The organism is Bradyrhizobium sp. SZCCHNRI1009, from assembly GCF_032487575.1.
GTDB lineage: Bacteria > Pseudomonadota > Alphaproteobacteria > Rhizobiales > Xanthobacteraceae > Bradyrhizobium.
This window is the reverse complement of record NZ_JAUEUL010000004.1, coordinates 410,570-435,403: the sequence shown is the minus strand read 5'-3', so window position 1 is coordinate 435,403 and position 24,834 is coordinate 410,570. Positions and strand designations below refer to the sequence as shown.

General features: G+C 67.2%; 19 protein-coding genes. 10 read left to right on the top strand and 9 right to left on the bottom strand.

Annotated features, from left to right (window positions below):
• Positions 1 to 10: 10 nt before the first annotated feature.
• Positions 11 to 1,315: an MFS transporter gene (locus QX010_RS10895; RefSeq protein WP_316179436.1), complete on the bottom strand. Its 1,305-nt coding sequence runs from the start codon at positions 1,313 to 1,315 to the stop codon at positions 11 to 13.
• 256 nt (positions 1,316 to 1,571) lie between these two features.
• Between QX010_RS10895 and QX010_RS10890 the strand changes: the two genes are divergently transcribed.
• From QX010_RS10890 to QX010_RS10875, 4 genes are read left to right on the top strand one after another with little or no spacing between them, the layout of a single operon-like run.
• On the top strand, positions 1,572 to 2,231 hold the full coding sequence (locus QX010_RS10890; protein ID WP_316179388.1) for an ABC transporter ATP-binding protein: 660 nt from the start codon (positions 1,572 to 1,574) through the stop codon (positions 2,229 to 2,231).
• Positions 2,228 to 4,690: an FtsX-like permease family protein gene (locus tag QX010_RS10885; RefSeq protein WP_316179386.1), complete on the top strand. Its 2,463-nt coding sequence runs from the start codon at positions 2,228 to 2,230 to the stop codon at positions 4,688 to 4,690. Before QX010_RS10890 ends, QX010_RS10885 begins: the two co-directional genes overlap by 4 nt.
• A complete protein-coding gene (locus QX010_RS10880) occupies positions 4,680 to 5,762 on the top strand; it encodes a lipocalin-like domain-containing protein (protein ID WP_316179384.1) in 1,083 nt (360 codons plus the stop codon). The genes QX010_RS10885 and QX010_RS10880 overlap by 11 nt, the downstream gene beginning before the upstream one ends.
• A 28-nt stretch (positions 5,763 to 5,790) precedes the next feature.
• Positions 5,791 to 6,183 (top strand): MAPEG family protein, encoded by a 393-nt coding sequence (locus QX010_RS10875; RefSeq protein WP_315801661.1) that lies wholly within the window; start codon positions 5,791 to 5,793, stop codon positions 6,181 to 6,183.
• Between the two features lie 62 nt (positions 6,184 to 6,245).
• Here the strand turns inward: QX010_RS10875 and QX010_RS10870 are convergent, their stop codons facing one another.
• Positions 6,246 to 7,433 (bottom strand): ABC transporter substrate-binding protein, encoded by a 1,188-nt coding sequence (locus QX010_RS10870; RefSeq protein ID WP_316179382.1) that lies wholly within the window; start codon positions 7,431 to 7,433, stop codon positions 6,246 to 6,248.
• Between the two features lie 314 nt (positions 7,434 to 7,747).
• On the opposite strand from QX010_RS10870, the gene QX010_RS10865 reads away from it, so the two are divergent.
• From QX010_RS10865 to QX010_RS10845, 5 genes are all read left to right on the top strand, one after another.
• A complete protein-coding gene (locus QX010_RS10865; protein WP_316179380.1) occupies positions 7,748 to 9,298 on the top strand; it encodes an AMP-binding protein in 1,551 nt (516 codons plus the stop codon).
• Positions 9,299 to 9,395: 97 nt separating this feature from the next.
• Positions 9,396 to 10,145: a CBS domain-containing protein gene (locus QX010_RS10860; protein ID WP_315801664.1), complete on the top strand. Its 750-nt coding sequence runs from the start codon at positions 9,396 to 9,398 to the stop codon at positions 10,143 to 10,145.
• A gap of 12 nt (positions 10,146 to 10,157) precedes the next feature.
• Complete coding sequence (locus QX010_RS10855; protein WP_316179378.1) at positions 10,158 to 10,466, top strand: cytochrome c; 309 nt, start codon at positions 10,158 to 10,160, stop codon at positions 10,464 to 10,466.
• 328 nt (positions 10,467 to 10,794) lie between these two features.
• Entirely contained in the window at positions 10,795 to 12,177 is a 1,383-nt protein-coding gene (locus tag QX010_RS10850; protein WP_316179376.1) for a PAS domain S-box protein, read from the top strand.
• Entirely contained in the window at positions 12,164 to 12,526 is a 363-nt protein-coding gene (locus QX010_RS10845; protein ID WP_315801667.1) for a response regulator, read from the top strand. Before QX010_RS10850 ends, QX010_RS10845 begins: the two co-directional genes overlap by 14 nt.
• 379 nt (positions 12,527 to 12,905) lie before the next feature.
• Here the strand turns inward: QX010_RS10845 and QX010_RS10840 are convergent, their stop codons facing one another.
• The 4 genes from QX010_RS10840 to QX010_RS10825 form a co-directional block, all read right to left on the bottom strand.
• The gene (locus QX010_RS10840; protein WP_316179434.1) at positions 12,906 to 14,861 is read right to left on the bottom strand and encodes an acetyl-CoA carboxylase biotin carboxylase subunit; all 1,956 of its coding nucleotides are present in this window, start codon (positions 14,859 to 14,861) and stop codon (positions 12,906 to 12,908) included.
• A 17-nt stretch (positions 14,862 to 14,878) separates the two neighbouring features.
• Positions 14,879 to 16,495, bottom strand: a complete 1,617-nt coding sequence (locus QX010_RS10835) for an acyl-CoA carboxylase subunit beta (RefSeq protein WP_316179374.1) — start codon at positions 16,493 to 16,495, stop codon at positions 14,879 to 14,881.
• 138 nt (positions 16,496 to 16,633) lie between these two features.
• Entirely contained in the window at positions 16,634 to 18,232 is a 1,599-nt protein-coding gene (locus tag QX010_RS10830; protein WP_316179372.1) for an AMP-binding protein, read from the bottom strand.
• A gap of 115 nt (positions 18,233 to 18,347) precedes the next feature.
• Positions 18,348 to 19,214, bottom strand: coding sequence for a 3-keto-5-aminohexanoate cleavage protein (locus QX010_RS10825; RefSeq protein ID WP_315801670.1), 867 nt, complete (start codon positions 19,212 to 19,214; stop codon positions 18,348 to 18,350).
• A gap of 188 nt (positions 19,215 to 19,402) precedes the next feature.
• On the opposite strand from QX010_RS10825, the gene QX010_RS10820 reads away from it, so the two are divergent.
• Entirely contained in the window at positions 19,403 to 21,988 is a 2,586-nt protein-coding gene (locus QX010_RS10820) for a cation-translocating P-type ATPase (protein WP_316179370.1), read from the top strand.
• Here QX010_RS10820 and QX010_RS10815 read toward each other — a convergent pair.
• The 3 genes from QX010_RS10815 to QX010_RS10805 all read right to left on the bottom strand — a co-directional run bounded on the left by QX010_RS10815 (position 21,955) and on the right by QX010_RS10805 (position 24,752).
• Entirely contained in the window at positions 21,955 to 22,749 is a 795-nt protein-coding gene (locus QX010_RS10815) for a helix-turn-helix domain-containing protein (RefSeq protein ID WP_316179432.1), read from the bottom strand. The two genes, QX010_RS10820 and QX010_RS10815, sit on opposite strands and share 34 nt — an antisense overlap.
• 177 nt (positions 22,750 to 22,926) lie before the next feature.
• Positions 22,927 to 23,583, bottom strand: a complete 657-nt coding sequence (locus QX010_RS10810; protein ID WP_316179368.1) for a glutathione S-transferase family protein — start codon at positions 23,581 to 23,583, stop codon at positions 22,927 to 22,929.
• A complete protein-coding gene (locus tag QX010_RS10805; protein ID WP_316179366.1) occupies positions 23,583 to 24,752 on the bottom strand; it encodes an acyl-CoA dehydrogenase family protein in 1,170 nt (389 codons plus the stop codon). Before QX010_RS10805 ends, QX010_RS10810 begins: the two co-directional genes overlap by 1 nt.
• Positions 24,753 to 24,834: the final 82 nt, after the last annotated feature.

Here is a 24,834-nt window from a genome sequence, read left to right as displayed (position 1 = left end):
AGGGGTTGTATCACGCAAATTCCGGCGCGGCAGCCTGCTGCGCCTGCAGGCGGGCGCGTTCGCTGTTCGGCCAGAGCAGCGCCAGGCCGAGCAGGCCGGAGATCACCATGATCACGGCGTTGATGGTGAAGCCGGACATGTAGCCTTCGAGCAGGCTGCCGGAGGCCTGGATCATCTTGCCCATCACCACCGGCGCCACGATGCCCGCCAGCGTATAGAGCGCGCCGTAGATCGCCATGGCGGCGCCCCGCTGCGTGACCGGCGTGAACTCGCCGATCATCGGCGGGCAGACGACGTAGATCGAGCCGCACAATCCCGATCCGACCACGAGCAGTGCGATCTTGGCCGAAGCGGCGTCGACATGCGGCATCATCGCCATCAGGGCGCCGCCGATCACGAGCGGCGTCGCGCCGAGCACGCCGCGGGCCATGCGGGTGGACACGCCGCGCGCCATCAGCGTCTGCGACACGAAGCCCGTGGTCAGCACGACGCACGCGCCGAAGATCCAGGGGAGGATCGAGATGAAGCCGGCCTGCTGCTGCGAGAAGCCGAGCCCCTTCACCAGGAACGGCGTGAACCAGGTGAGCCCGAGCGACAGCGCCCAATAGGCGCCGAAGGTCGCGGCGACGCAGCCGACGAAGGTGCGCGACGTCAGCAATTGCAGATACGGGACGCGCTGCTCGCGCAGGCCGGCGAGTTCGACCTCGGCCAGCGGCCCTTCCTTGCCCAGCCACAGCCACGCCACGCTCCACATCAGCCCGACCAAGCCCAGCGCGCCGAAGGCATAGTGCCAGCCGTGATTGACGATGATCCAGTTCAGCGCGGGCACTGCGAGGATCACACCGAACGCCGACCCCTGTGACAGGATCGCGGTCGGCATCGCCCTCTTCTCATCGGGAAACCATTTGTAGATGGCGTGAACGGCCACGGACGCGGCGGGACCTTCGCCGGCGCCGAGAATGACGCGGCAGATCAGCAGCGTGGTGAAGCCGACGGTGCCGACCATCGGGAATTGCGCCACCGCCCAGATCAGCGCGAGCACCAGCAGCACCCAGCGCGTCGGCACCTTGTTGACGACGAAGCCGACGACGATGGCGGAGATCGAGAACAGGAAGAAAAAGGACGAGCCGAGCAGGCCGAACTGCTCGGCGTTCAGGTTGAGCTCGGTCATGATCGGTACGCCGGCGAGGCCGACCACGATCTTGTCGGCGAAGTTCACCAGCATGAACAGGAACAGCAGGAAGGTGATCTTCCAGGCGCCCTTCGGGGTCGCGCTTGCGCGGGATGTGCCCTTCAGCGTCGTCGGCGCGGCCATGGTCGTTCCCCGTTCTGTCATGATCCGCCCCTGTCATCCGGGCGTTTCGACGATGCTACCCACGAAGCGGCTCCGCAGGCAACCGGCTCGCGCGCTAAGTTGTTGCTGCAACGCGGGAATCCGCCCTCTTGGGCTGCATCGCGATACCCTCGCAACCTGATTGCGCGCGGCCGGCATCACATCGGCGGCGTCACGACGAACGAGCAGGTGATGTTCGCGTTGGCCCTTGTTATGTTGTGACGCAACAACCTCGATCATGCTCGTGCTCAGCGTCCGTCATCTCACCAAATCCTACCGATCCGGCGGCGAGCCGATCCACGTCCTGCGCGGCGTCGACCTCGACGTCTCCTCCGGCGAGCGCGTCGCGCTGACCGGCGAATCCGGCTCCGGCAAGAGCACGCTGCTGCATCTCATCGCCGGGCTCGATGCCGCCGACAGCGGCGACATCCTGCTCGACGGCGCTGCGGTCGGCGCGCTCGACGATTCGGCACGCGCGGCGGTCCGGCGCGAGCGGCTCGGCCTCGTGTTCCAGCAGTTCAACCTGGTGCCGAGCCTGTCGGTGCAGGACAATCTCAGCTTCCAGGCGCGGCTGGCCGGTCGGCATGATCCGGCGTGGCACAGCGAGCTGGTCGAGCGGCTCGGGCTGAAGCCGCTGCTCAAGCGCTATCCCGAGCAATTGTCGGGCGGGCAGCAGCAGCGCGTCGCGATCGGCCGCGCGCTGGCGATCAAGCCGGCGCTGCTGCTTGCGGACGAGCCGACCGGCAACCTCGACGAGGACACCGCCGACGAGGTGATGGCGCTGACGCGCGACCTCGTCGCGCGCACCGGCTGCGGCTTCCTCATGGTGACGCACAGCGCGCGGCTCGCGGCGATGCTCGACCGTCACGTCCACCTGCATGCCGGACGCATCGCATGAGACGCGCGCTGTGGATATTAGCGGTGCTGCTCAGCCACTGGCGCCGGCATCCGATGCAACTCGCGACCTTGCTGATCGGGCTGATCTCGGCGACCGCGCTGTGGAGCGGCGTGCAGGCGCTGAATCAGCAGGCCCGCAGCTCGTATGATCGCGCCGCCGCGATCTTCGGCGGCGCGCGCACGCCGATGCTGGTCGCGACCGACGGCAAGATGCTGCCGCAGAGCGTGTTCGCGGAATTGCGCCGCGCCGGCTGGCCGGTGTCGCCGGTGCTGGAGGGCCGCGTGCAGATCGACGGCCATTCGCTGCGGCTGCTCGGCATCGAGCCGTTCAGCATCCCCCGGGAGGTCGGCGATGCGCCGAGGGTCGGCCGCAGCGAGCTCGAGGCGTTCCTGACACCGCCGCATCGGACGCTGATCTCGCCGGAGACGCTGGCCGATCTCGGTCTCAAGGACGGCGCGACGCCGCGGCTCAGCAACGACGCGCTGCTGCCGCCCGTGATGGCGCAGCAGCAGCTCGCGCCCGGCGTGCTCGTGGTCGATATCAGCGACGCGCAGCGGCTGCTCGGCAAGCCCGGCCAGATCTCGCGGCTGCTGGTCGGCAAGGCGACGGGCAAGCGAGACGCTTTGCAATCATTCGCCGGCGGCCGGCTGCAGCTCGTGCAGCCGGAGGCCGAGACCGACCTGGAGCGGCTGACCGACAGCTTCCACCTCAACCTCACCGCCTTCGGCCTGCTGTCGTTCGTCGTCGGCCTGTTCATCGTCAATTCCGCCATCGGCCTTGCCTTCGAGCAGCGCCTGCCGGTGCTGCGCACCTTGCGCGCCTGCGGCGTGTCGGCGCGGCAGCTCAATGGCGTGCTGATCGGCGAGCTCATCGGCTTTGCCTTGGTTGCGGGCCTGGCCGGACTGGTGTGCGGCTACATCATCGCCGCCGCGCTGCTGCCGAACGTAGCGGCATCGCTGCGCGGGCTGTATGGCGCGCAGGTGCCGGGCGAACTGAGCCTGCAGCCGGAATGGTGGCTTGCGGGCCTCGTCATCAGCATCGCCGGCGCGCTCGCCGCCGCGACCACGAGCCTGATCAAATCGATGCGGCTGCCGATCCTGTCCACCGCGCAGCCCTATGCGTGGCAGGAGGCGCAGCGGCGCTGGCTGCGCTTGCAGAGCGCCATCGCGCTCGCCTTCTTCGTCGCAGCAGGTCTGCTGCTGTGGCTCGGACAATCGCTGCTGGCCGGCTTCGGCGTGCTCGCGGCGATGATGCTCGGTGCCGCGCTGCTGCTGCCGGCGGTCCTGGAGCTCGTGCTGCGGCTCGGCGAGCGCGGCGCGCGGACGGCGTTGGCGCAGTGGTTCTGGGCCGACAGCCGCCAGCAGATCTCGGGCCTGTCGCTGGCGCTGATGGCGCTGCTGCTGGCGCTCGCCGTCAATGTCGGCGTCGCGACGATGGTCGAGACCTTCAGCCGCACCTTCCTGGTCTGGCTCGACGGCCGGCTCGCCGCCGACGTCTACATCAGCGCAGCGGATGAGGCGCAGGCGCGCGAGATTCAAAGCTGGCTGCGTACACGGCCTGAGGTGCAGGCCGTGCTGCCCGGCGGCCGCGCCGAGACGCAGTTGGCGGGCGCGCCGATCGATGTGCTCGGCCTGCCCGATCACGACACCTATCGCGCGCACTGGCCGCTGCTGCAGGCCGACGCCAACGCGTGGAAGCAGCTGGTGCGCGGCGACGCAGGCTTCGTCAGCGAGCAGTTGGCGCGGCGGCTCAATCTGTCCGTCGGCGACAGCATCGACCTCGCCGCGCCGACCGGCGATTGGCGCATCACTGTCGCGGGTATCTATGCCGACTATGGCAATCCGAAGGGCCAGGTCACGGTCAACGTCGCCGCGCTGACGCGCCGCTTCCCGGCGACGCCGATCACGCGCATGGCCGCGCGCGCGGCGCCGGCCGACGTGCCGGGACTGATCGCTGCTCTCAGCGACAGGTTCGGCCTCGACGGCCGCAACGTCATCGACCAGGCGACCGTGAAGCAGGAGTCGAAGCAGATCTTCAACCGCACCTTTGCGGTGACCGGCGCGCTCAACACCTTCACGCTGGGCGTCGCCGCGATCGCGCTGCTGACCAGCCTGCTGACCCTCGCGAACTCGCGGCTGCCGCAGCTCGCGCCGCTCTGGGCGATCGGGCTGACGCGGCGGCGGCTCGCCGAGGTCGAGCTGCTGAAGACGCTGTCGCTCGCCGGCCTGACCGCGCTTCTGGCGCTGCCGCTCGGGCTCGTCGTGGCGTGGTGCCTGATCGCGATCGTCAACGTCAAGGCGTTCGGCTGGCGGCTGCCGTTCGACGTGTTTCCGCTGCAGCTCATCCGGCTGCTGATCGTCACGCTGGTGGCGGCGGTGATCGCCTCGCTGCTGCCGGTGCTGCGGCTGGCGCGGATGCAGCCGGCCGATCTGGTCAGGACCTTCACCATTGAGCGCTAGAGCGATCATCACGCGGCGCGGGCTGATCGGCGGGCTCGGCCTGCTGGCGCTGCCGCGGCTCGCGCGCGCGCAGGGCTTTGCGGGCCTCAGCGACAGCGCCGACGGCTTTGCGGCGGTGACGCCGGGCAGGACGTTCTCATTCCCCGCTGACCACAGCCCGCACGACGATTTCCGCATCGAATGGTGGTACGTCACCGCGAATCTCAGCGACGCCAGCGGCTTGGCCTACGGCCTGCAATGGACGCTGTTCCGCTCGGCGGCGCGGCCGGGGCCGCAAGGCGAAGGCTTCGACAATCAGCAGCTGTGGATGGCGCATGCCGCGGTGACGCGCGCCGACAGCCACCGCTCGACGGAAAAGTTCGCGCGCGGCGGTGTCGGCCAGGCCGGCGTCGAGGCCAAGCCGTTCCAGGCCTGGATCGATGATTGGCAACTGCGCGGCACCGCCGCGACCGACGATCGATCGCTGGCGCCGCTCGACATGCGCGCCGCGGGACCGGACTTCTCCTACGCGCTGCATCTCGAGGCCGATCGTCCCGTGGTGCTGCAGGGCATCGGCGGCTACAGCCGCAAATCCGAGCGCGGCCAGGCCTCCTACTACTACAGCCAGCCGTTCTACCGCGCCCGCGGCCGCATCAGCTTCGACGATCAACCGGTCGAGGTCTCAGGCCAGGCTTGGCTCGACCGCGAATGGAGCAGCCAGCCGCTGGCCTCTGACCAGAGCGGCTGGGACTGGTTCGCGCTGCATTTTTTCGGCGGCGAGAAGCTGATGCTGTACCGGATGCGGCAGGGCAACGGCGACTACACGTCCGGCACCTGGATCCCGGCCGACGGCGCCTCGCGCCCACTCGGGCCCGGAGACATTGCCATGAGCCCAAAGGAGACGGTCACGATCGGTGAGCGCAAGCTGCCGGTCGGCTGGCGCGTCGAGATCGCCGCGCTCGGCATCGCCATCGACACCGCGCCGCTCAACCCCAAGGCCTGGATGGGCACCCGCGTGCCGTATTGGGAGGGACCGATCAGCTTCAAGGGCAGCCACACCGGGGTGGGCTATCTCGAGCTGACGGGATATTAACAGGCCGTCATCAAGGGGGGAACCGCGCATGTATCATTTCACCGCACTCGTCACCGTGCTCGCGCTCATGCTGTATTTCTACATGGCGGTCCGCGTCGCGCAGGCGCGCGCCCGGTTCGGCGTGAAGGCGCCGGCCGTCACCGGCAATCTCGATTTCGAGCGCACCTATCGCGTGCAGGTGAATACGCTGGAATGGCTGCCGATCTTCCTGCCGGCGCTGTGGCTGTTCGCGATCTATGTCAGCGACACGATCGCGGCCCTGATCGGCCTCGTCTGGATCGCGGGCCGCGCGATGTACATGTTGTCCTACGCCAAGGCCGCGGAGAAGCGGGGCCCCGGCTTCGGCGTGCAGGCGCTCGCCGCCTCGGCGCTGCTGGTCGGCGCGCTCATCGCCATTCTCTGGCGCATGCTGCACGGCTGATTTCCGCATGCACTGCTGTGGTCCCGGCCCCGAGCCGGGACCACACCGGTGGTGGGACGGGCCTACTTCGTCAGCGGGCAGCCGCTCTCCTTGGCGGTGAAGAACGCCTTGTCGCCGGGCACCGTGGCGAGCTGTTTGTAGTAGTCCCACGGCTTCTTCGATTCCGACGGCTTCTTGACCTCAAACAGATACATGTCGTGGACCATGCGACCGTTGGCGAGCACCTTGCCTTGAGCAAAGGCGTCGTCGACCGGCAGCTCCTTCAGCTTCGCAGCCACCGCGTCGGAGTCCTTGGTTCCGGCGGCCTTCACCGCCTTCAGATAGGACAAGGTCGCGGAATAGGTGCCGGCGTGGATCATGCTCGGCATCCGGCCGGTGCGCTTCATGAAGCGCTCGCCGAAGGCGCGGGACTTGTCGTCACGATCCCAGTAGAAGCCTTCGGTGAGGATCAGGCCCTGCGCCGCCTCCAGCCCGAGGCCATGCACCTCGGACAGGGTCATCAGCAGGCCGGCGAGCTTCTGCCCGCCCTTGACGATGCCGAACTCGGCCGCCTGCTTGATCGAGTTGGTGGTGTCGAGGCCGGCATTGGCAAGCCCGATGATCTTGGCCTTCGAGCTCTGCGCCTGCAGCAGGAAGGAGGAGAAGTCCGACGAGTTGAGCGGGATGCGCACCGAGCCCAGCACCTTGCCGCCCTTCGACGTCACGATGTCGCTGGTGTCCTTCTCGAGCGCATAGCCGAAGGCGTAGTCGGCGGTCAAGAAGAACCAGGTGTCGCCGCCGGATTCGACCAGCGCGCCGCCGGTGCCGACCGCGAGCGCGCGGGTGTCATAGGCCCAGTGGAAGCCGTAGGGCGTGCAGGCATCGCCCGATATGCGCGAGGTCGCGGCGCCGACGACGATGTCGATCTTCTTCTTCTCCTTCGACAGCTCCTGGATCGCCAGCGCGACCGAGGAGGTCGTCAGCTCGGTGATCATATCGACACCCTCGGTGTCGTACCAGCGCCGCGCGATCGTGGAGGCGAGATCGGGCTTGTTCTGGTGGTCGGCGGTGACCAGCTCGACCTTCTGCCCCAGCACCTCGCCGCCGAAATCCTCGATCGCCATCTTGGCCGCTTCGACGGAATATTTGCCGCCGTAGTCGGCATAGACGCCGGACTGGTCATTGAGGATGCCGATCTTGACCTGTGCCGACGCCGGCGCCGCCGCCAGCAGCGCACCGACGGCCGCAATAGCCAGCAAACCCGATTTCATATGGTCTCTCCCCGCATTTCTTGGTCTTGAGATGTCATTCGTTGGAATGCGCGCTCATGTTATGCCAGAACCCCGGCCGCGCCCATCCCCTTCGCGCCTCGGTCAGTCGGCTGACAGCCATGTTGAGAGAGGCGGGCTCCTCCGCTACATTCGCGCCAAACAACGAGCCGTCCCGCCGGGATGGTGCGCAGGGACGGAAACCGCCTGGACGCGTGAGGCAGCATCGTCTGCATCGCGTCGCCATGCCGAGGTGCCGCGGCAGGCGCCTCCCGCCCGCGCGCCGCGGCGAGCTGCGCGCATCGGCAGGAGGACACATGTACACCGGCAAGCACGCCCGGCTGCGCCCACTGCAGCCTGCCTTCATCATGGCCTCGACCGGCGAGGCGGTGACCTATCGCGAGCTGGAGGCGCGCAGCAACCGGCTGGCGCATCTGTTCCGCCAACGCGGCCTGAAGCGGCTCGACCACTATTCGATCTTCATGGAGAACAACAGCCGCTATCTGGAGGCGTGCGGCGCCGGCGAGCGCTCCGGGCTGTATTTCACCTGCGTGAACTCCTACCTCACGCCCGGCGAGCTGACCTACATCCTCAATAACAGCCGGTCGCGGCTCCTGATCACTTCCCTCGCCAAGCTCGACGTCGCGCGCGAGGCGCTGAAGGAGGCGCCCGGCATCGAGCTGTGCATCGTCGCCGATGGCGCAGGCGAGAGCGAGGGGATCGTCGGCCTCGCCGAGGCCACAGCCGGCCTGCCGGCGACGCCGATCGCCGACGAATGCGTCGGCACCGCAATGCTGTACTCCTCCGGCACCACGGGCCGGCCGAAGGGCATCCTGCGGCCGCTGCCCGAGCAGCCGCCGGTGCAGCAGCTTCCGATCTTCGACTTCCTGGAAAGGCTGTGGCGCTACCGCGAGGGCATGATCTACCTGTCGCCGGCGCCGCTCTATCACTCCGCGCCGCAGGCCGCGGTCAACCTCACCATCCGCGTCGGCGGCACCGCCATCATCATGGAGACGTTCGATCCCGAGCGTTATCTCCAGCTCGTCGAGCAATGGGGCATCACGCACACCCAATTGGTGCCGACGATGTTCTCGCGCATGCTCAAGCTGCCGGAGGACGTTCGGACCCGCTACGACCTCTCCTCGCTCGAGGTCGCAATCCACGCCGCAGCGCCCTGCCCGGCACAGGTCAAGGAGGACATGATCAGATGGTGGGGGCCGATCATCCACGAATATTACGGCGCCACCGAAGGCCTCGGCTTCACCGCCTGCGACAGCGCGGAATGGCTCGCGCATCGCGGCACGGTCGGCAAGGTGCTGTTCGGCGACCTGCACATCCTCGACGAAAACATGCAGCCTTGCCCGGTCGGGACCGCCGGCACGGTGTGGTTCAAGACGGGCTCGCCGTTCGAATACTTCAACGACCCCGAGCGCACCAAGGAGGCCCGTTCGGCCGACGGCAGCATGAGCACCGTGGGCGACGTCGGCTATGTCGATGCCGACGGCTATCTCTATCTCACCGACCGCGCCACCTTCATGATCATCTCCGGCGGCGTGAACATCTACCCGCAGGAATGCGAGAACCTGCTGATCACGCATCCGAAGGTCGCCGATGCCGCCGTGTTCGGCGTGCCCAACCTAGATCTCGGCGAGGAGGTGAAGGCGGTGGTCCAGCCGATGTCGGGCATCATGCCCGGGCCTGAGCTGGAAGAGGAGCTGATCGCGTTCTGCCGGCAGTCGCTGTCGCGGCAGAAGGTGCCGCGCTCGATCGATTTCGAGAAGGAGCTGCCGCGGCTGCCGACCGGCAAGCTCTACAAGCGCCTGCTGCGCGACCGCTATTGGGGCAACAAGACGTCAAGGATCGTGTAGGGCGGCACGACCTCGGATTGATCCTGGTCAAGCGCGCGCGATGCCGCGGAGCTATTCTCCATCGATTGCGACCGTAGCGATTGCACGAGACGACGACATGCGCGCTCATCAAATCATGACCAGATCCGTGATCGCGGTGACGCCCGGAACCCCGGTGGCCGAGGCAGCGCGGATCATGCTGCACAACCACATCGGCGGGCTGCCGGTGGTCGACGCGTCCGGCACGCTCGTCGGCATGGTGACGGACGGTGATTTCCTGCGCCGCGCCGAGCTCGGCACCGAGCGCAGGCAAGGCCGCTGGCTCGACCTCCTGGTCGGCCGCGGTCGCATCGGCGCCGACTTCGTCCATTCCCACGGCCGGACGGTCGGCGACATCATGAGCCAGCCTCCGGTCACCGTCAGCGCCGATGCCAGCCTGGCGGAGATCGCCGAGATCATGGAAAAGCGCAACATCAAGCGTCTCCCGGTGATGAGTGGCGACCGGCTGGCCGGCGTGGTGACACATACGGATTTCCTGCAAACCGTGGCCGACCTCGCCACTGCCGTTCCGGGCCCCACCCCCGACGATGACGGCATCCGCAGCGCCATCCTCGATTCACTCGACCAGGCCGCCTGCAAGCATTGCCGCTTCAACGTCGTCGTCCGCAACGGCATCGCGCATCTCACGGGGGCGGTGCGCAACGAGAAGGAGCGGGCCACGGCGATCGTGGCGGCCAAGAGCGTCCAGGGCGTCAGGAGCGTGCGCGACCACATGTGGGTCTATCCGCCGCCAGAGGACGAGTTCGGCGGCGGTGACATCGTCTCGCTGCAGGACCAGCCGTCGACCGACGACGACCAGCCGCTGTGAGGAGAACCGGGCGTGCGACGTGCCTCCGTACCATCGCTGCTGCTGCTGCTGGTCCTGCTCTCCGCTCCGGCGGCCGCCGAGGATCTCGACCACGGCCGCCAGCTCGCCGAGCGCTGGTGCGCCGCCTGCCACGCGGTGGCCACCAAGCCGACCAAGTTCCGGCGCGCCCGGCCGTTCGTCGCCATCGCGGCCAGGGACGACGTGACGAAGGAGATGCTGACCAAGTTCCTCCTGCTTCCCCACGCAACGATGGCCAACAATCCGCTCAGTGCGAATGATGCGGCCGACCTGGCAGGCTACATTCTCAGCCTGAGGAAGTAATTAAGGCCACATTCGCCAATGGGTTGAGCCGCAGCCCCTAGCCGGCGGCGTCCGGCTGCAAGCGCACCCTGGCGCCGGTTCGGCGGCAATTTAACAGGATCCCTTGGAACAAACCGCCCAAGCCTGCGTTCTTGGTGTTCGCCGTCGTGAGCTGGAGCACGTCGCACGGCCCCTGGGGGGTCTGCTGGCGGCAAGTCGTCCTGTCCTCGTTGCCGGAAAAACCAACAACAAGCAGCGATCGAGATAGCCCTTGCATTTGTACACAAACAAGTTGGTAATCCCGTGCGCGGCGTCTTCTCTGTCGACCTGTTAGCAAGGAGCCTGCGACGTGCACGGAATGCCCGGCGCCTCCCCCGCCCCACGCGTAACCGACGACGATACGGCCTATCTGGCGGCGATCGTGGAGTGCTCGGCCGACGCCATTGTCGGCACCACCGCAGACGGTATCATCCGCAGCTGGAATGCGGCTAGCGAACGGATGCTGGGGTTCACCGCGGCTGAAATGATCGGCAGACCCGTCTCCGAGATCATACCCCCCGAGCTGGCGGAAGAAGCGAGCGCCTTGCGCGCCAGGGTCAACGCGGGCGAAGCGATCGAGAGCTTCGAGACCGTCCGGCTGACCAAGCCGGGACGCCCGATCGAGGTTTCCATCACGTTTTCACCGATCCGCAGCAGCACCGGCGTGATCGTCGGCATCTCCAAAATCATCCGCGACGTCACGCTGTCGAAGAAGGCCGAGCGTGCGTCGGCGATGCTCGCGGCCATCGTCGCCTCGTCCTCGGACGGCGTCGTCAGCAAGACGCTGGACGGCACGATCACCAGCTGGAACAAGAGCGCCGAACGCATCTTCGGCTTCTCGGAAGGCGAGATGATCAACCACTCGATCCGCACGATCATCCCGCAGGAGCGCCAGGCCGAGGAGGACCGGATCCTTGCCACCGTGCTGTCCGGCGAGATCATCGACAATTTCGAGACCATCCGCCTGCGCAAGGATGGGGCACTCATCGACGTATCGGTGACGGTCTCGCCGGTCCGGGATTCCAGCGGCCGCATCATCGGCGCCTCCAAGATCGTGCGTGACATCACCGACAAGCGCCAGACAAGGGAGCAGTTGCGCACCTTGCTGGCCGAGGTGAACCACCGCAGCAAGAACCTGCTGTCGCTGGTGCAGGCGATCGCCCGGCAGATGACCCGTCACGGCCGCCAGCTCGACCTCAACCGCTTTCTGGAGCGCCTGCAGGCGATCGCGAGCAATCAGGATCTCCTGATTCAGAACGATTGGCGTTTCATTCCGCTCGACGGGCTCGTCCGCTCGCAACTCGGCGCGTTCAACGACCTGATCGGCAACCGCATCGCGATCGACGGACCATCGATCGAGCTGACGCCGGAGGCCGCGCAGTCGATCGGCATGGCGGTTCACGAGCTCGCCACCAACGCCGCCAAATATGGTGCGCTGTCGAACGACGACGGACGGATCGCGATCCGCTGGCTACGCATCGATGACAGCTTCGACATGACCTGGGTCGAGAGCGGCGGGCCTGAGGTCGCGCCGCCGGAGCACACCGGTTTCGGCAGCCGGGTGATTTCCGACCTGGTGCGCGCCGGCCTGGATGGAACGGTCGAGGTCGAGTTCCTGCCGGCCGGACTGCGCTGGCACCTGAGGTGCCCCCTGCAACGCCTCTGCCGCGACCGTCATCATGCGCGCCAGTGAGAAGACTCATCTCCTGATCGTCGAGGACGATCCCATGATCGGCTTCGACCTCGCGGTCGAGCTGGAAGCCGCCGGATTCACGGTGGTCGGCGTGGCGCCGACCGTGCACAAAGCCCTCCATCTGCTAGAGCGGAATCATTGCGATCTTGCCGTGCTCGACGTCAATCTCGGGCAGGAAACATCGGCGCCGATCGCGCGCGCCTTGGCGGCGGCCGGCGTGCCCTTCGTCGCCGTCACCGGCTATTCCGTCGATCAATGCCCGGAGGAATTCGCTACGGCACCGCTGCTGTCGAAGCCGTTCCAGACGTCACGGCTGGTCGCCGCGCTGAGGCGGCAATTGCACGAGTGAGAGTCGCAAGCGACCGAGCTAAAATCCCGCTGGTTCGCGTACTTTCCTCTTTGCGACGAATTCGTTTGCAAACAGCTGGAGACGAGACACGCGCAGAGACGAGAAGCGAGCCATTTCGGCACGGACGGTAGGCTCCCTCGCCCCGTTCTTACGGGGAGAGGGGTGGGGTGAGGGGCAGCCGCACGAGAAGTATACGTGGATAGACCTGTACCCCCCTCACCCGGATTGCATCTGACGATGCAATCCGGCCTCTCCCCGCTTGCCGCGAGCGGGGAGAGGTGCACCGAGCAAGCCGCAAGATGTCGGCACACACGCGCTGCGACAAGTAATGATTGCCTTCGTCGCAGATCTTCCCGTAGCTCACTCCCCTGCCCGACGATCAGGCCGCAATCTCCGCCACGATCCGGCCCGTCGTCACCTGGTCGCCCTCGGCAACCTCGATCGCGGTCACCGTTCCGGCGATGCCGGCGGTGTGGACGTGCTCCATCTTCATCGCCTCGAGCGTCACCACCGGCTGTCCCACAGCCACGCTGTCGCCCGGCTTCACCAGCACCGCGACCACACGACCATTCAACGCCGCGCGAACCCTGCCATCACCGCCGCCAGCCGCTGAGGATTGCGGCCTAGCCAACGTCACGTCGCGCAGCGCCAGCGTCTGGCCGCGATGCTGGACGAACAGCCGATCGTTGTCGCGGACGAAGCGCACGCTCTCGACGATCTCGGCGTGACGAACCCGAATCGCATCATCCGTGAGCGATACGATCTCGAAGCGATGCTCTGCATCGCCACGCGTCACGCGATAGATTCCATCACGCTCGCGCAGCAGCTCGCACTCGGCCACCTCGCCGGCGATCTCGAACCGGAGCGGCGTCGCGAAGGCGGCCGCGAGCGAGCGGCCGCGGCGGACGGGATGCGCGAGCGGATGGCTGACGGAAAGCAGCAGCGCGCCCAGCGCGAGGTCTGCCGCTTCGGCGGCCGGCGCACGCAGCTCGTCGCGATGCGCCGCGATGAATGCGGTGGTCGCCTTGCCCGCGGCGAAGGCCGGATGCCGCAGGCAGGACATCAGGAAGGCCCGGTTGGTCGGGACGCCCAAGGCAACGGCCTGCTCCAATCCGGCGATCAGCCTTGCGCGCGCCTCCTCACGAGTCGCAGCATGGCTGATCAGCTTGGCGATCATCGAATCGTAATGGGGCGGGATCTCCGCGCCGGACTCCAGCGCATGCTCGACCCGGATCGTCTCGGGCATCTGCCACAGCGCCATCCGCCCGGACTGCGGCATGAAGTCGTGCGCCGCATCCTCGGAGCATAGTCGCACCTCGATCGCATGACCCGAGAAGCTGATCTGCTCCTGGCGTAACGGCAGCGGCTCGCCGGCGGCGACGCGCAATTGCCATTCGACGAGATCGAGTCCCGTCAAGGCCTCTGTCACGGGATGCTCGACCTGCAGCCGCGTGTTCATCTCCATGAAGTAGAACTGCCCGTCACCGTCGAGCAGGAATTCCAGCGTCCCCGCTCCCTCATAGCCCAGCGCCTTCACCGCCTGCACCGCCACCGCGCCCATGCGCGCGCGCAGCTCCGGCCCGACCGCCGGCGACGGCGCCTCCTCGATCAGCTTCTGATGCCGCCGCTGTACCGAGCAGTCGCGCTCGCCGAGATGGACGGCATTGCCGAACGAATCGCCGAACACCTGGATCTCGATGTGGCGCGGATTGGCGATCGCCTTCTCGAGGATGACGGTGCCGTCGCCGAACGCCGTCGCGGCTTCCGAGCGTGCGCTGCGCAGCAGGTCGGGAAAGGCGTCCGCATCCGTCACCAGCCGCATGCCGCGGCCACCTCCACCGGCCACGGCCTTGATCATCACGGGAAAGCCGATGCGGCGCGCTTCGCGCAGCATCGCCTCGTCGCCCTGGTCCTCGCCCTGATAGCCGGGCACGCAGGGGACCCCGGCGCGGTGCATGATGTCCTTGGCGCCGGCCTTGTTGCCCATCGCCGCGATCGCCACCGGCGATGGTCCGATGAAGACCAGCCCCGCCTCCTCGCAGGCCTGCGCGAATCCTTCGTTCTCGGCGAGAAAGCCGTAGCCGGGATGCACGGCATCGGCCCCGCTCGTCTTGGCCGCAGCAATGATCGCGGCGATGTTCAGATAGGATTGCGCCGGCGGCGGCGCGCCGATGCGGACCGCCTGATCGGCAAGCCGGACATGCGGCGCATCATGATCTGCATCGGAATAGACGGCGACCACGCCGTAGCCGAGCCGGCGCGCGGTGCGCATGATCCGCAAGCCGATCTCGCCGCGGTTGGCGATCAGCACCTTGTGGAACGGCCTGCGTTGCATTCCCGTCATCTCTCCGCTCATGGCCTGGACACCGAGAACTGCATGCGCTGCGGGTGTCGCGCCTCCGCCTCGCGGCAGATCGCCAGCACCTCCGACAGCACCGCGCGGGTGTCGCGCGGATCGATCACGCCGTCATCGAGGACGCGCGCCGAGGTCGCAAACACGTCCATCTGGCTGTCGAACACGCCGATGATCTGCGCCTTCATGGCGTCGAGCTTCTCGCGTTCCACCGGCTTGCCGCGGCGGGCCGCGGCCGCTTCGGTCACGATCGCCATCGTCTCCGCCGCCTGCTCACCACCCATCACGGCGGTCTTGGCGTTGGGCCAGGAGAAGCAGAAGCGCGGGTGGAACCCACGGCCACACATGCCGTAATTGCCGGCGCCGAACGAGGCGCCGCAATAGAGCGTGATCTGCGGCACGGTCGCCGAGGTCACCGCCTGGATCATCTTGGAGCCGTGCTTGATCATGCCGGCCTCCTCATAGGCGCGGCCTACCATGTAGCCTGTGGTGTTGTTGAGATAGAGGATCGGCGTTCGGCTCTGGCAACAGGACTGGATGAAGTGCGTCGCCTTGTTGGCGCCGGCAGGATCGAGCGGGCCGTTGTTGGTGACTATGCCGATCGCCTGGCCCTCGACGCGGGCATGGCCGCACACCGTGGCCGGTCCGTAGTTCGGAGCCATCTCGACGAAGTCACTGTCGTCGACGATGCGCGCAATGACCTGGCGCATGTCGACGGGACGCTTGTGGTCGAGCGGCATGATGCCGAGCAGCTCCTCCTGATCGTAGCGCGGCGGCTTGACCGGCGACGGCTCCTGCGATGGCCGGTCCCAGTTGAGCTTGCCCATGATCTCGCGCGCGATGCGCAGCGCGTCGCGATCGTCCTCGGCGAGATAGTCGCCGAGCCCGGAGATCGAGGTGTGCATCTCGGCGCCGCCGAGCTCCTCCTCGGTGGCGATCTCCCCGGTCGCGGCCTTCAGCAGCGGCGGTCCGGCGAGGAAGGCGCGGGTGCGGCCGCGCACCATGACGATGTAGTCGGACAATCCGGTCTGATAGGCACCGCCCGCGGTCGACGAACCATGCGTCACGGTGACCACCGGCAGGCCGGCCGCCGAGAGTCGCGCCAGGTTGCGAAAGATGTTGCCGCCGCGGACGAAATCCTCGACGCGGTAGCGCAGCAGGTTGGCGCCGGCGCTCTCGACGAGCTGCACGTAGGGCAGCTTGTTCTCCAGCGCCAGCTCCTGCACGCGCAAGGTCTTGTCGAGGCCGTAAGGCTGCAGCGCGCCGGCATCGATGCCGGCATCGTTGGCCGAGACCACGCAGCGCACGCCGGCGACGAAGCCGATACCCGCAATGACGCCGCCACCCGGCACGCTCCTGGCCGGGTCCGGCGTATCGAACATGTAGCCGGCAAGCGTCGACAGCTCCAGGAACGGCGCGCCAGGGTCGAGCACCAGGGCGACGCGCTCGCGCGGCAGCAACTGGCCGCGCTGATGGAAGCGCTCCTTGGCCGCCGCGGAGGCATTGCGCGTGCGCGCCTCGAGATCGCGCATCCGCGCGATCAGGCCGAGCATGCCGTCACGGTTGGCCTGGAAGGCGGCGCCGGACGGAGAGATGGTGTTGTCGATCACGGCCACGGACGGGTTCTCTCATTTGGCGTCATTCCGGGGCGCGCGGAGCGCGAGCCCGGAATCCATCGCCACGATGGGGAGTATGGATTCCGGGCCTGGCCCTTCGGGTCATCCCGCAATGACGGAGGAAGTCGAGTAGACGGCTCACGCGCTCTTCGCCGCGAAATGCTCGCCATAGGCCTGGCGCAGCTCGACCTTGCGCAGCTTGCCGGTGGCCGTCATCGGCATCTCCTCGAGCACCCGCACCAGCTTCGGCACCTGGAAGCCGCCGAGCGACTTGCGGCAGTGCTCGAGCAGCTCGGTCTCACTGGCCTGCGCGCCGGGCTTGAGCTTGACGAAGGCCGACACCGCCTCGCCCCATTGCGGATGCGGCAGGCCGACGACGGCGGCATTCTGCACCGCCGGATGCGCCAGCAGGGTCTCCTCGATCTTGACCGAGGCGACGTTCTCGCCGCCGGACTTGATCATGTCCTTCTTGCGGTCGAGGAACAGCACCTCGCCGTTGTCGATGACCGCGAGATCGCCGGTGTGGTGCCAGCCGAACTTGCGGGCGTCCTCGGTCGACTTCGGATCCTTGTAATAGCCCAACATCACGTTCGGCCCGCGATGCACCAGCTCGCCGATCTCGCCCGGCGGCAGCAGATTGCCGGCATCGTCCATGATCGCGGTCTCGTTGACGAACAGCGACTCGCCCCAGTAGTTGCCGAAGCGGTTGAGCTGGACCTCGGGCCGCGACATCGTCGTCGCGGGATACATCTCGGTCTGACCGCTGGTCAGCGCGAAGTTCGGACACAGCTCCTTGATCGCGCGCTCGAGCAGCGGCCGACCCATCGGCGCCATGGTGTAGAGGCAGGTGCGCAGATGCGAGAGGTCGAACTCCTTGCGCCGCGGATGATCGAGGATGGCCTGGTACATCAACGGCAGACCGACGAACACGGTCAGCCGATCGCGCACGATCGCCTCCATGCAGGCGACCGGGTCGAAGCCGCGCATCAGCGCCATGCGGCCGCCGACCGAGAGATAGCTGAGCAGCAGCACGTGACCGGCACAGTGGAACAGCGGGAACTGCCCGGTGATGCCGTCGTCGCGCGAGAGCTGCATCTCGATGCAGTTGCTCATCACGGCCATCACCACGGCGAGGTGGCAATGCATCGCGCCCTTCGGCCGCGACGTCGTGCCCGACGTGTAGATGATCATCGCGAGATCGCGGTCGTTGATCTCGATCTCGGGCTCGACGTCCGAATGCCCCTGGATGAGGTCGTTGAAGCTGGCAAGCCCCGCGGTCCTCGCCGTCCCGGTGAGATCGACGGCGATCAGCTCGACGCCGCGCTGTTCCAGCGCCGCCCGCCGCTCCGGCTGCGCAAACAGATTGTCGTCGATGAGCGCGAACCGCACCTCGGCATGGCCGAGGATGTAGTCCATGTCGGCGGGCCCGAGCATCGTATTGATCGGCACCCAGACGAGACCGGCGCGATGGATGCCGAACAGCGCTTTGACGAACTCGATCGAGTTGTTGCAGACGGTCGAGATTGTCTCGCCCGGCTTCAGCCCCTTGGCGAGGAGATGGTTCGCGAACCGGTTGGCATCGCGCTCGAGCTCGGTGAACGTCACTTGGCGGCCGCCATCGGTGATCACAACCCGATCCGGGAAGCGCCGCGCCGCGCGCTTCAGGAGATCGCCGATCGCAACCCGGCCGATCCGGCCCGGACCGGGCACGCCGCCGGTGGTCTCAAGATTGGTCATTGATTTACTCCTCCCCATCGGCGTCATTGCGAGGAGCGCAGCGACGAAGCAATCCAGGGCCCCGCCCACGACTCTGGATTGCTTCGCTGCGCTCGCAATGACGGAGCACTTCGCATCAGTTGACGGTGCCGAACATCTGCCGCGCTTCGGCGGGGCTTGCGATCTCGCGGCCCGCCCGCCTTGCGCAGGCGGCGATCGCCTCGATCAATTGGCCGTTCGAGGTCACCTTGGTGCCGTCGGCGAGATAGAACGTGTCCTCCAGTCCGGTGCGGAGATGGCCGCCGAGCTCGGCGCAACGTTGGTGCAGCGGCCAGATCTCGGCGCGGCCGATCGCGGTGACCTGCCAATGCGCCTCGGCGAGCTTCAGCTTGAGCAGGATCGGCAGCAACTCGGGATCAGCCGGCATGCCCGACGCGACGCCCATCACGAAGTTGTATTCGAGCGGGCCGTCATACATGCCGGTCTGGCGATACATCCCGACACAGCGCACGATGCCGACATCGAAGCATTCGAATTCCGGGATCGTGTGCGCGTCCTTCATCGCGGCGAGATAGTCCTGGATCTTCTCGACCGAATTGTCGAACATCATCGGCGGCCAGGCCCAGGTGTTGTCGGCCTTGACCTTGAGGTAGTTCAGCGAGCCGGCATTGCAGGCCGCGATCTCCGGCCGGGTCTGCCGGATGCAGTCGAGCGCGCCTTGATAGTCCGGTCCCGACACGCCCGAGGTGTGATTGATGATCACGCCGGGGCAGGCCTCGCGGATCGCCTGCTGGATCTCGCGGGAGACGTCGACGTCCCAGGACGGCAGATGCCCCTTGCCAGCGGCCTGCTGGCGCAGATGGATGTGCATAATCGCCGCACCCGCGTCATAGGCGCGCCGCGCCTCGCGCGCCATCTCCTCGGGCGTGACCGGCACGTGATGCTGCCTGGGATCGGTGAGCACGCCGTTCAGCGCGCAGGTGATGACGGCTTTGTCGCTCATGGCACTCGTTCGATGGGCTGCGCGCAGGCGGCGCTGTGCTGATAGGGTCCGTATATGACGGTCGCACGCCGGGATCTGCTTGCGTTGACTCGCTGGTGACATGCAGCGCAACCGGATATTGCTTTGCGTCAAGTCCGCGGCCGGAAACGGCGCTAAGCGGTTCCTGCTCTCCTCCTCACGGGCGTGCAATGTCGACCGACCCACAACCTGCGCCGATGTTTCCCGATGGCTTGAGCGCGGCGGAAGCCGCGCGCCGGCTGCAGACGGAGGGCTTCAACGAGCTGCCGCAAGCAGGCTCGCGCTCGATGCTGCGCCTCGTCGCCGACGTTCTGAAGGAACCGATGCTGCTGTTGCTGCTGGGCGGCGCCGGCATCTATCTCGCGCTGGGCGACATGGCGGAGGCGATCCTGCTCGGCGTATTCGCCTCGGCTTCCGTCTTCATCACCATCGTGCAGGAGGCGCGGACCGAGCGCGTGCTGGAATCGCTGCGCGACCTGTCCAGCCCGCGCGCCCTGGTGATCCGCGACGGCGAGCGCATCCGCATCGCCGGCCGCGAGGTGGTGCGCGGCGATCTCATCGTGCTCTCGGAGGGCGATCGCGTCGCAGCCGATGCGGTGCTGCGCGACTGCGACGATCTGCTCACGGACGAATCGCTGTTGACGGGCGAATCGGTGCCGGTGCGCAAGCGGCCGGCCGCCGGCGAAGCGATGGACGCGGCAACCGTGGCCGGCGGCGACGACCAGCCCTTCGTCTTCTCCGGCAGCCTGGTGGTGCGCGGCGGCGGCATCGCCGAGGTGATGGCGACGGGGCCGCACACGGCGATCGGCAGGATCGGCCAGTCGGTGACCGCCCTGGAGACCGAGACGCCGCGGCTGCGGCAGCAAACCCGGCGCCTGGTGGTGGCGTTCGCGATCGGCGGCGCCATCGTGGTTGCGATCACGGTCGTGCTCTATGCGATGTATCGCGGCGGCTGGCTGGAGGGAATCCTCGCCGGCATCGCGCTGGGCATGTCGATGCTCCCTGAGGAATTCCCGGTGGTGTTGACGGTGTTCCTGGCGATGGGCGCCTGGCGCATCTCGCAGGCGCGGGTGCTGACGCGGCGCGCCTCGGCAATCGAATCGCTCGGCGCCGCCACCGTGCTGTGCTCCGACAAGACCGGCACCCTGACGCAAAACCGCATGATGGTGGCCCGGCTGGTGCTGCCGGACGGCGGCGTGCTGCAGCCTGCGACGGCGACGCCGGAAGCCATCGCACCGCCGTTCCGCGATCTCGTCGCCACCGCCGTGCTCGCCTGCGACCCGCAGTCGCATGATCCGATGGAGAAGGCGCTGCACGCGCTCGGCGCCGACGCCACCGCGGGCGCCACGTTGCAGCGGCGCTACGGTTTGCGCCCCGACCTGCTGGCGATGACCAACGTCTGGTCGCGCGACGGCGCCGGTGTCGCGGCGGCCAAGGGTGCTCCGGAAGCGATCGCGAAGCTGTGCGGCGTCGACGGCGGCGCGCTGGCGGCGCTGCAGGCGCGCGTCGAGACGCTCGCCGCCGAGGGCCTGCGCGTGCTCGGCGTCGCCGAGGCGAGCTGGAGCGGCGAGGCGCTCCCCGACGCGCAGCAGGACTTCGCGTTCTCATTCCGCGGTCTCGTCGGCTTCGCCGACCCGCTGCGCCCGGAGGTGAAGGATGCCGTCGCCGAGTGCCGCGCCGCCGGCGTCCGCGTCATCATGATCACCGGCGACTATCCCGCGACGGCCACCGCCATTGCGCGGCAGGCCGGGATCGATCCCGAGCGCGTCATCGCGGGCCCCGAGCTTGCCGATCTCGACGACGACGCCCTGGCGCTTGCGGCGCGCGCGCCGACGGCGTTCGCGCGCATCATGCCGGAGCAGAAGCTGCGCATCGTCACCGCGCTCAAGGCCGACGGCGAGATCGTCGCGATGACCGGCGACGGCGTCAACGACGCGCCGTCGCTCAAGGCCGCGCATATCGGCATCGCCATGGGCGGCCGCGGCACCGACGTCGCGCGCGAGGCCTCGGCGATCGTGCTGCTCGACGATGATTTCGGCTCGATCGTCAAGGCGATCCGGCTCGGCCGGCGCATCTACGATAATCTGCGCAAGGCGATGAGCTTCATCCTCGCCGTGCACTTTCCCATCGCCGGGCTGGCGCTGCTGCCGCTCGTCACCGGCCTGCCGCTCCTGCTCGGACCCGTGCACATCGCGTTTCTCGAGATGATCATCGATCCCGTCTGCTCGCTGGTGTTCGAGGCCGAGACCGAGGAGAGCGACATCATGCGGCGGCCGCCGCGCGATCCGCAGGAGCCTTTGCTGCCGCGGCCGCTGGTGCTGTGGGGGGCGTTGCAGGGCATCCTGGCGATGCTCGCCACGGGTGGCGTACTGCTGCTTGCACACCGCAACGGCATGCCGGACGACGAGCTCCGCGCGCTGGTGTTCTTCAGCCTGGTGTCGGTGATCGTCAGCCTGATCTTCGTCAACCGCTCGTTCTCGAGCTCGCTGCGCGAGGCGCTGCTGCGGCCGAACCGCATGCTGCTGCTGGTGATCGGCTTCGTCGTCGCCGTGCTCGCGACAAGTCTGACGCTGCCTGCCGCTGCGGCGCTGTTCCGGTTCGGACCGCTGCACGCCGACGATCTCGCGCTGACTGCAGCCGCCGCGATCACGACGCTGATCATGCTCGAACTGTCGAAGTTTCCGCTGCGCGCCGCCCTGTCGCGGCGCGCGGACAAGCCGGATCAGGTGGTCAAGGCCGCCTCGCCGGCGCGGTAGATCGCGAGATCGCGCGAGCCGGAGAAGATCGCGCGCGGCTTCAGCCCGTAGAAGCGGCGGATCGAGTGGCTGAAATGCGTGGAATCGGGATAGCCGATGTCCTGCGCGAGATGCGCCAGGTTGAGGTCCTGGTTGGCGTAGTTGAGCAGATGCCGCGCGCGCTTCCAGGCGCGGAACGAGCGGAAGGAGATGTCGGTCTCCTCCTTGAACAGATGCAGGAAGCGCGACGTCGAGAGCCCGACGGCGGCGGCGCAGCTCTCGGCGGTCGCCGGCTCGCCGGAGAAGCGGCTGATCAGGCCGATCGCCTTGACCACACGGGGATCGAGCGTCCGCTGCGGCAGCACCTCGCCGAAGCACAGCCGGTCGAACACGGCGCTGGTGACGTCGCCGCTCAGCGGCCGCTGCACCAGCTCCTCATAGGCGGCGCGGATGCGGCAGGCATAGGCCTCCGCCTCACGCGCGACCTTGCTGGCGAAGCGGTCCAAGGTTCCGATCGGCACGCTCTCCGGCTCGATCGTCACGACGATGACGGTCCGATAATCACTCTCGATCGTGTGCTGCCTGTTGGGCGGCACGACCAGCAGCTCGCCGCAACGCTCCTCGCCGCCATCGGGAATCAGCCGCAGGCTGCCGGTGAGCGCGACGTAGATATGGCACGCGCCCGAGCAGCGCTGGCGCGGACGGCCGAGCAGCCCGGCGTAGAAGACGCGCTCGGGCGTGATCAGCATGAGATGGCCGGAGTCCCGGCGCGTCACGTCCATGGTCTTCACATCCATGGTCTTCCTCCTGAGGCGCGGCTCTGTCGGCCGCTTCTTTGGAAGAGAACCATAGCGCAATTCGCGTCGCTGTCATCGGCGATGACTGCCGATTTTTGTCGCGGTTAACCCAGTGCTCAAGGATGCATCCGTCATCCGGGACGCCCGAATGACGTGCGCAACTCACGGCCTGACACGCGGCTTGATGCCCTGCTCCACGCCTGCACGCTGCTCGGCGGCGCGCGCCCTCTGGTAGCCATCGCGCTGCTGCAGGCGCGCCCAATAGGCCGCCACATTCGGCCCGAACTCCTTGGAAAGGCCGAGCGTGTCGGCGAGCCACAACGCATAGCCGATCACGATGTCGGCCGCGGTGAAACGACCGGCGCACAAGAACTCGGCATTCGCGGTCGCTGCCTCCACCGCGCGCAGCCGGCCCAGGAACCATTTGGCGTAGTCGGCGGCGACTTGCGGCGAACGCCGCTCTTCCGGCTCGAGCTGAGTGTATCGCAATACCAGCGTCTGCGGGAACGTCAGCGTCGCGTCGGAGAAATACATCCAGTTAAGGAACGCACCGTAGGCCGCCTCCTCAGGTCCGACCATCAGCGGCGTCGGGCCGTGCTTGATGCCGAGATAGTGACAGATGCCGGAGGACTCCGTCATCTTCGTCTCGCCGTCGATCAGAAGCGGGATCGTGCCCAGCGGATTGATCGCCAGATATTCCTTCGCCAGCACCCGTGGCGGGAACGGCAGCATCTTCAACTCGTAGTTAAGTCGAAGCTCTTCCAGCATCCACAACGAGCGAAACGAACGGGCGCCGTCGCAATGATACAGCGTGATCATCAGGCGTTCCCCGCTTTGCCGGTGCCGGGCAAAGTCCCCATCATCTTGCACAGGATGGTCAACATGACCTCGTCGGCGCCGCCGCCGATCGAGCTCAGGCGCGAATCGCGATAGGCGCGGCTGACCGGGGTCTCGTTCATGAAGCCCATGCCGCCCCAATATTGCAGGCAGGCGTCGGTGAGCTCGCGGCCGAGCCGGCCGGTCTTGAGCTTCACCATGGTTGCGAGCCGCGTCACGTCCTCGCCGGCGATCATCGCCTCCGCGGCCTGATAGGTCAATGCGCGCAGCAGCTCGACCTCGGTCTGCATCTCCGCGAGCTTGAAGTGGACGACCTGGTTGTCGAGGATCGAGCGGCCGAAGGCCTTGCGGTTGCGGGTGTACTCGATGGTCGCATTGATGATCGCCTCATGCGCCTTGAGGCAGGCGGCGCCGGCCCACAGCCGCTCCTCCTGGAACTGCATCATCTGATAAGTAAAACCCTGCCCCTCCTCGCCGACGCGGTTGCGCTTGGGCACCCGGACATTGTCGAAGAAGATCTGCGCGGTGTCGGACGAGCGCATGCCCATCTTGTCGAGCTTGCGCGCGACCTGCACGCCCTTGCTCTTCATCGGCACGCAGATCAGCGACTTGTTGCGATGGACAGGTCCGTCGCTGGTGTTGGCGAGCAGGCAGATGAAATCGGCCTGGGTACCGTTGGTGATCCACATCTTGCCGCCATTGATGACGTAGTCGTCGCCATCGGAGCGCGCCTGGGTCTTGATCGAGGCGACGTCGGAGCCGGCACCGGGCTCGGACACGCCAATGCAGGCGACGTAGTCGCCTGAGATGGCGGGCGCCAGGTACTCCTTGCGCACCTCGTCGGAGCCGAACCGCGCCAGCGCCGGGGTCGCCATGTCGGTCTGCACACCGATCGCCATCGGGATCGCGCCGCAATTGATGGCGCCGAGCTCTTCCGCCATCATCAGCGCGTAGGAATAGTCCAGCCCCTGGCCGCCGAACTCGACCGGCTTGTTGAGGCCGAGAAAGCCGAGGTCGCCGAGCTTCTTGAACAGCTCATGCGCGGGGAAGATGCCGGCCTCCTCCCATGCGTCGACGTGAGGATTGATCTCGGCGGCGATGAACTTCTGCAGGATGCGGCGCGGTTCGTCGTGGTCGGCGGTGAAGAGCATGTTTCATTCCCTGTCATTCCGAGCGGTCGCGCAGCGGCCGACCCCGGAATCTCGCTATGTCTTATCTAACTGCTTCACGATC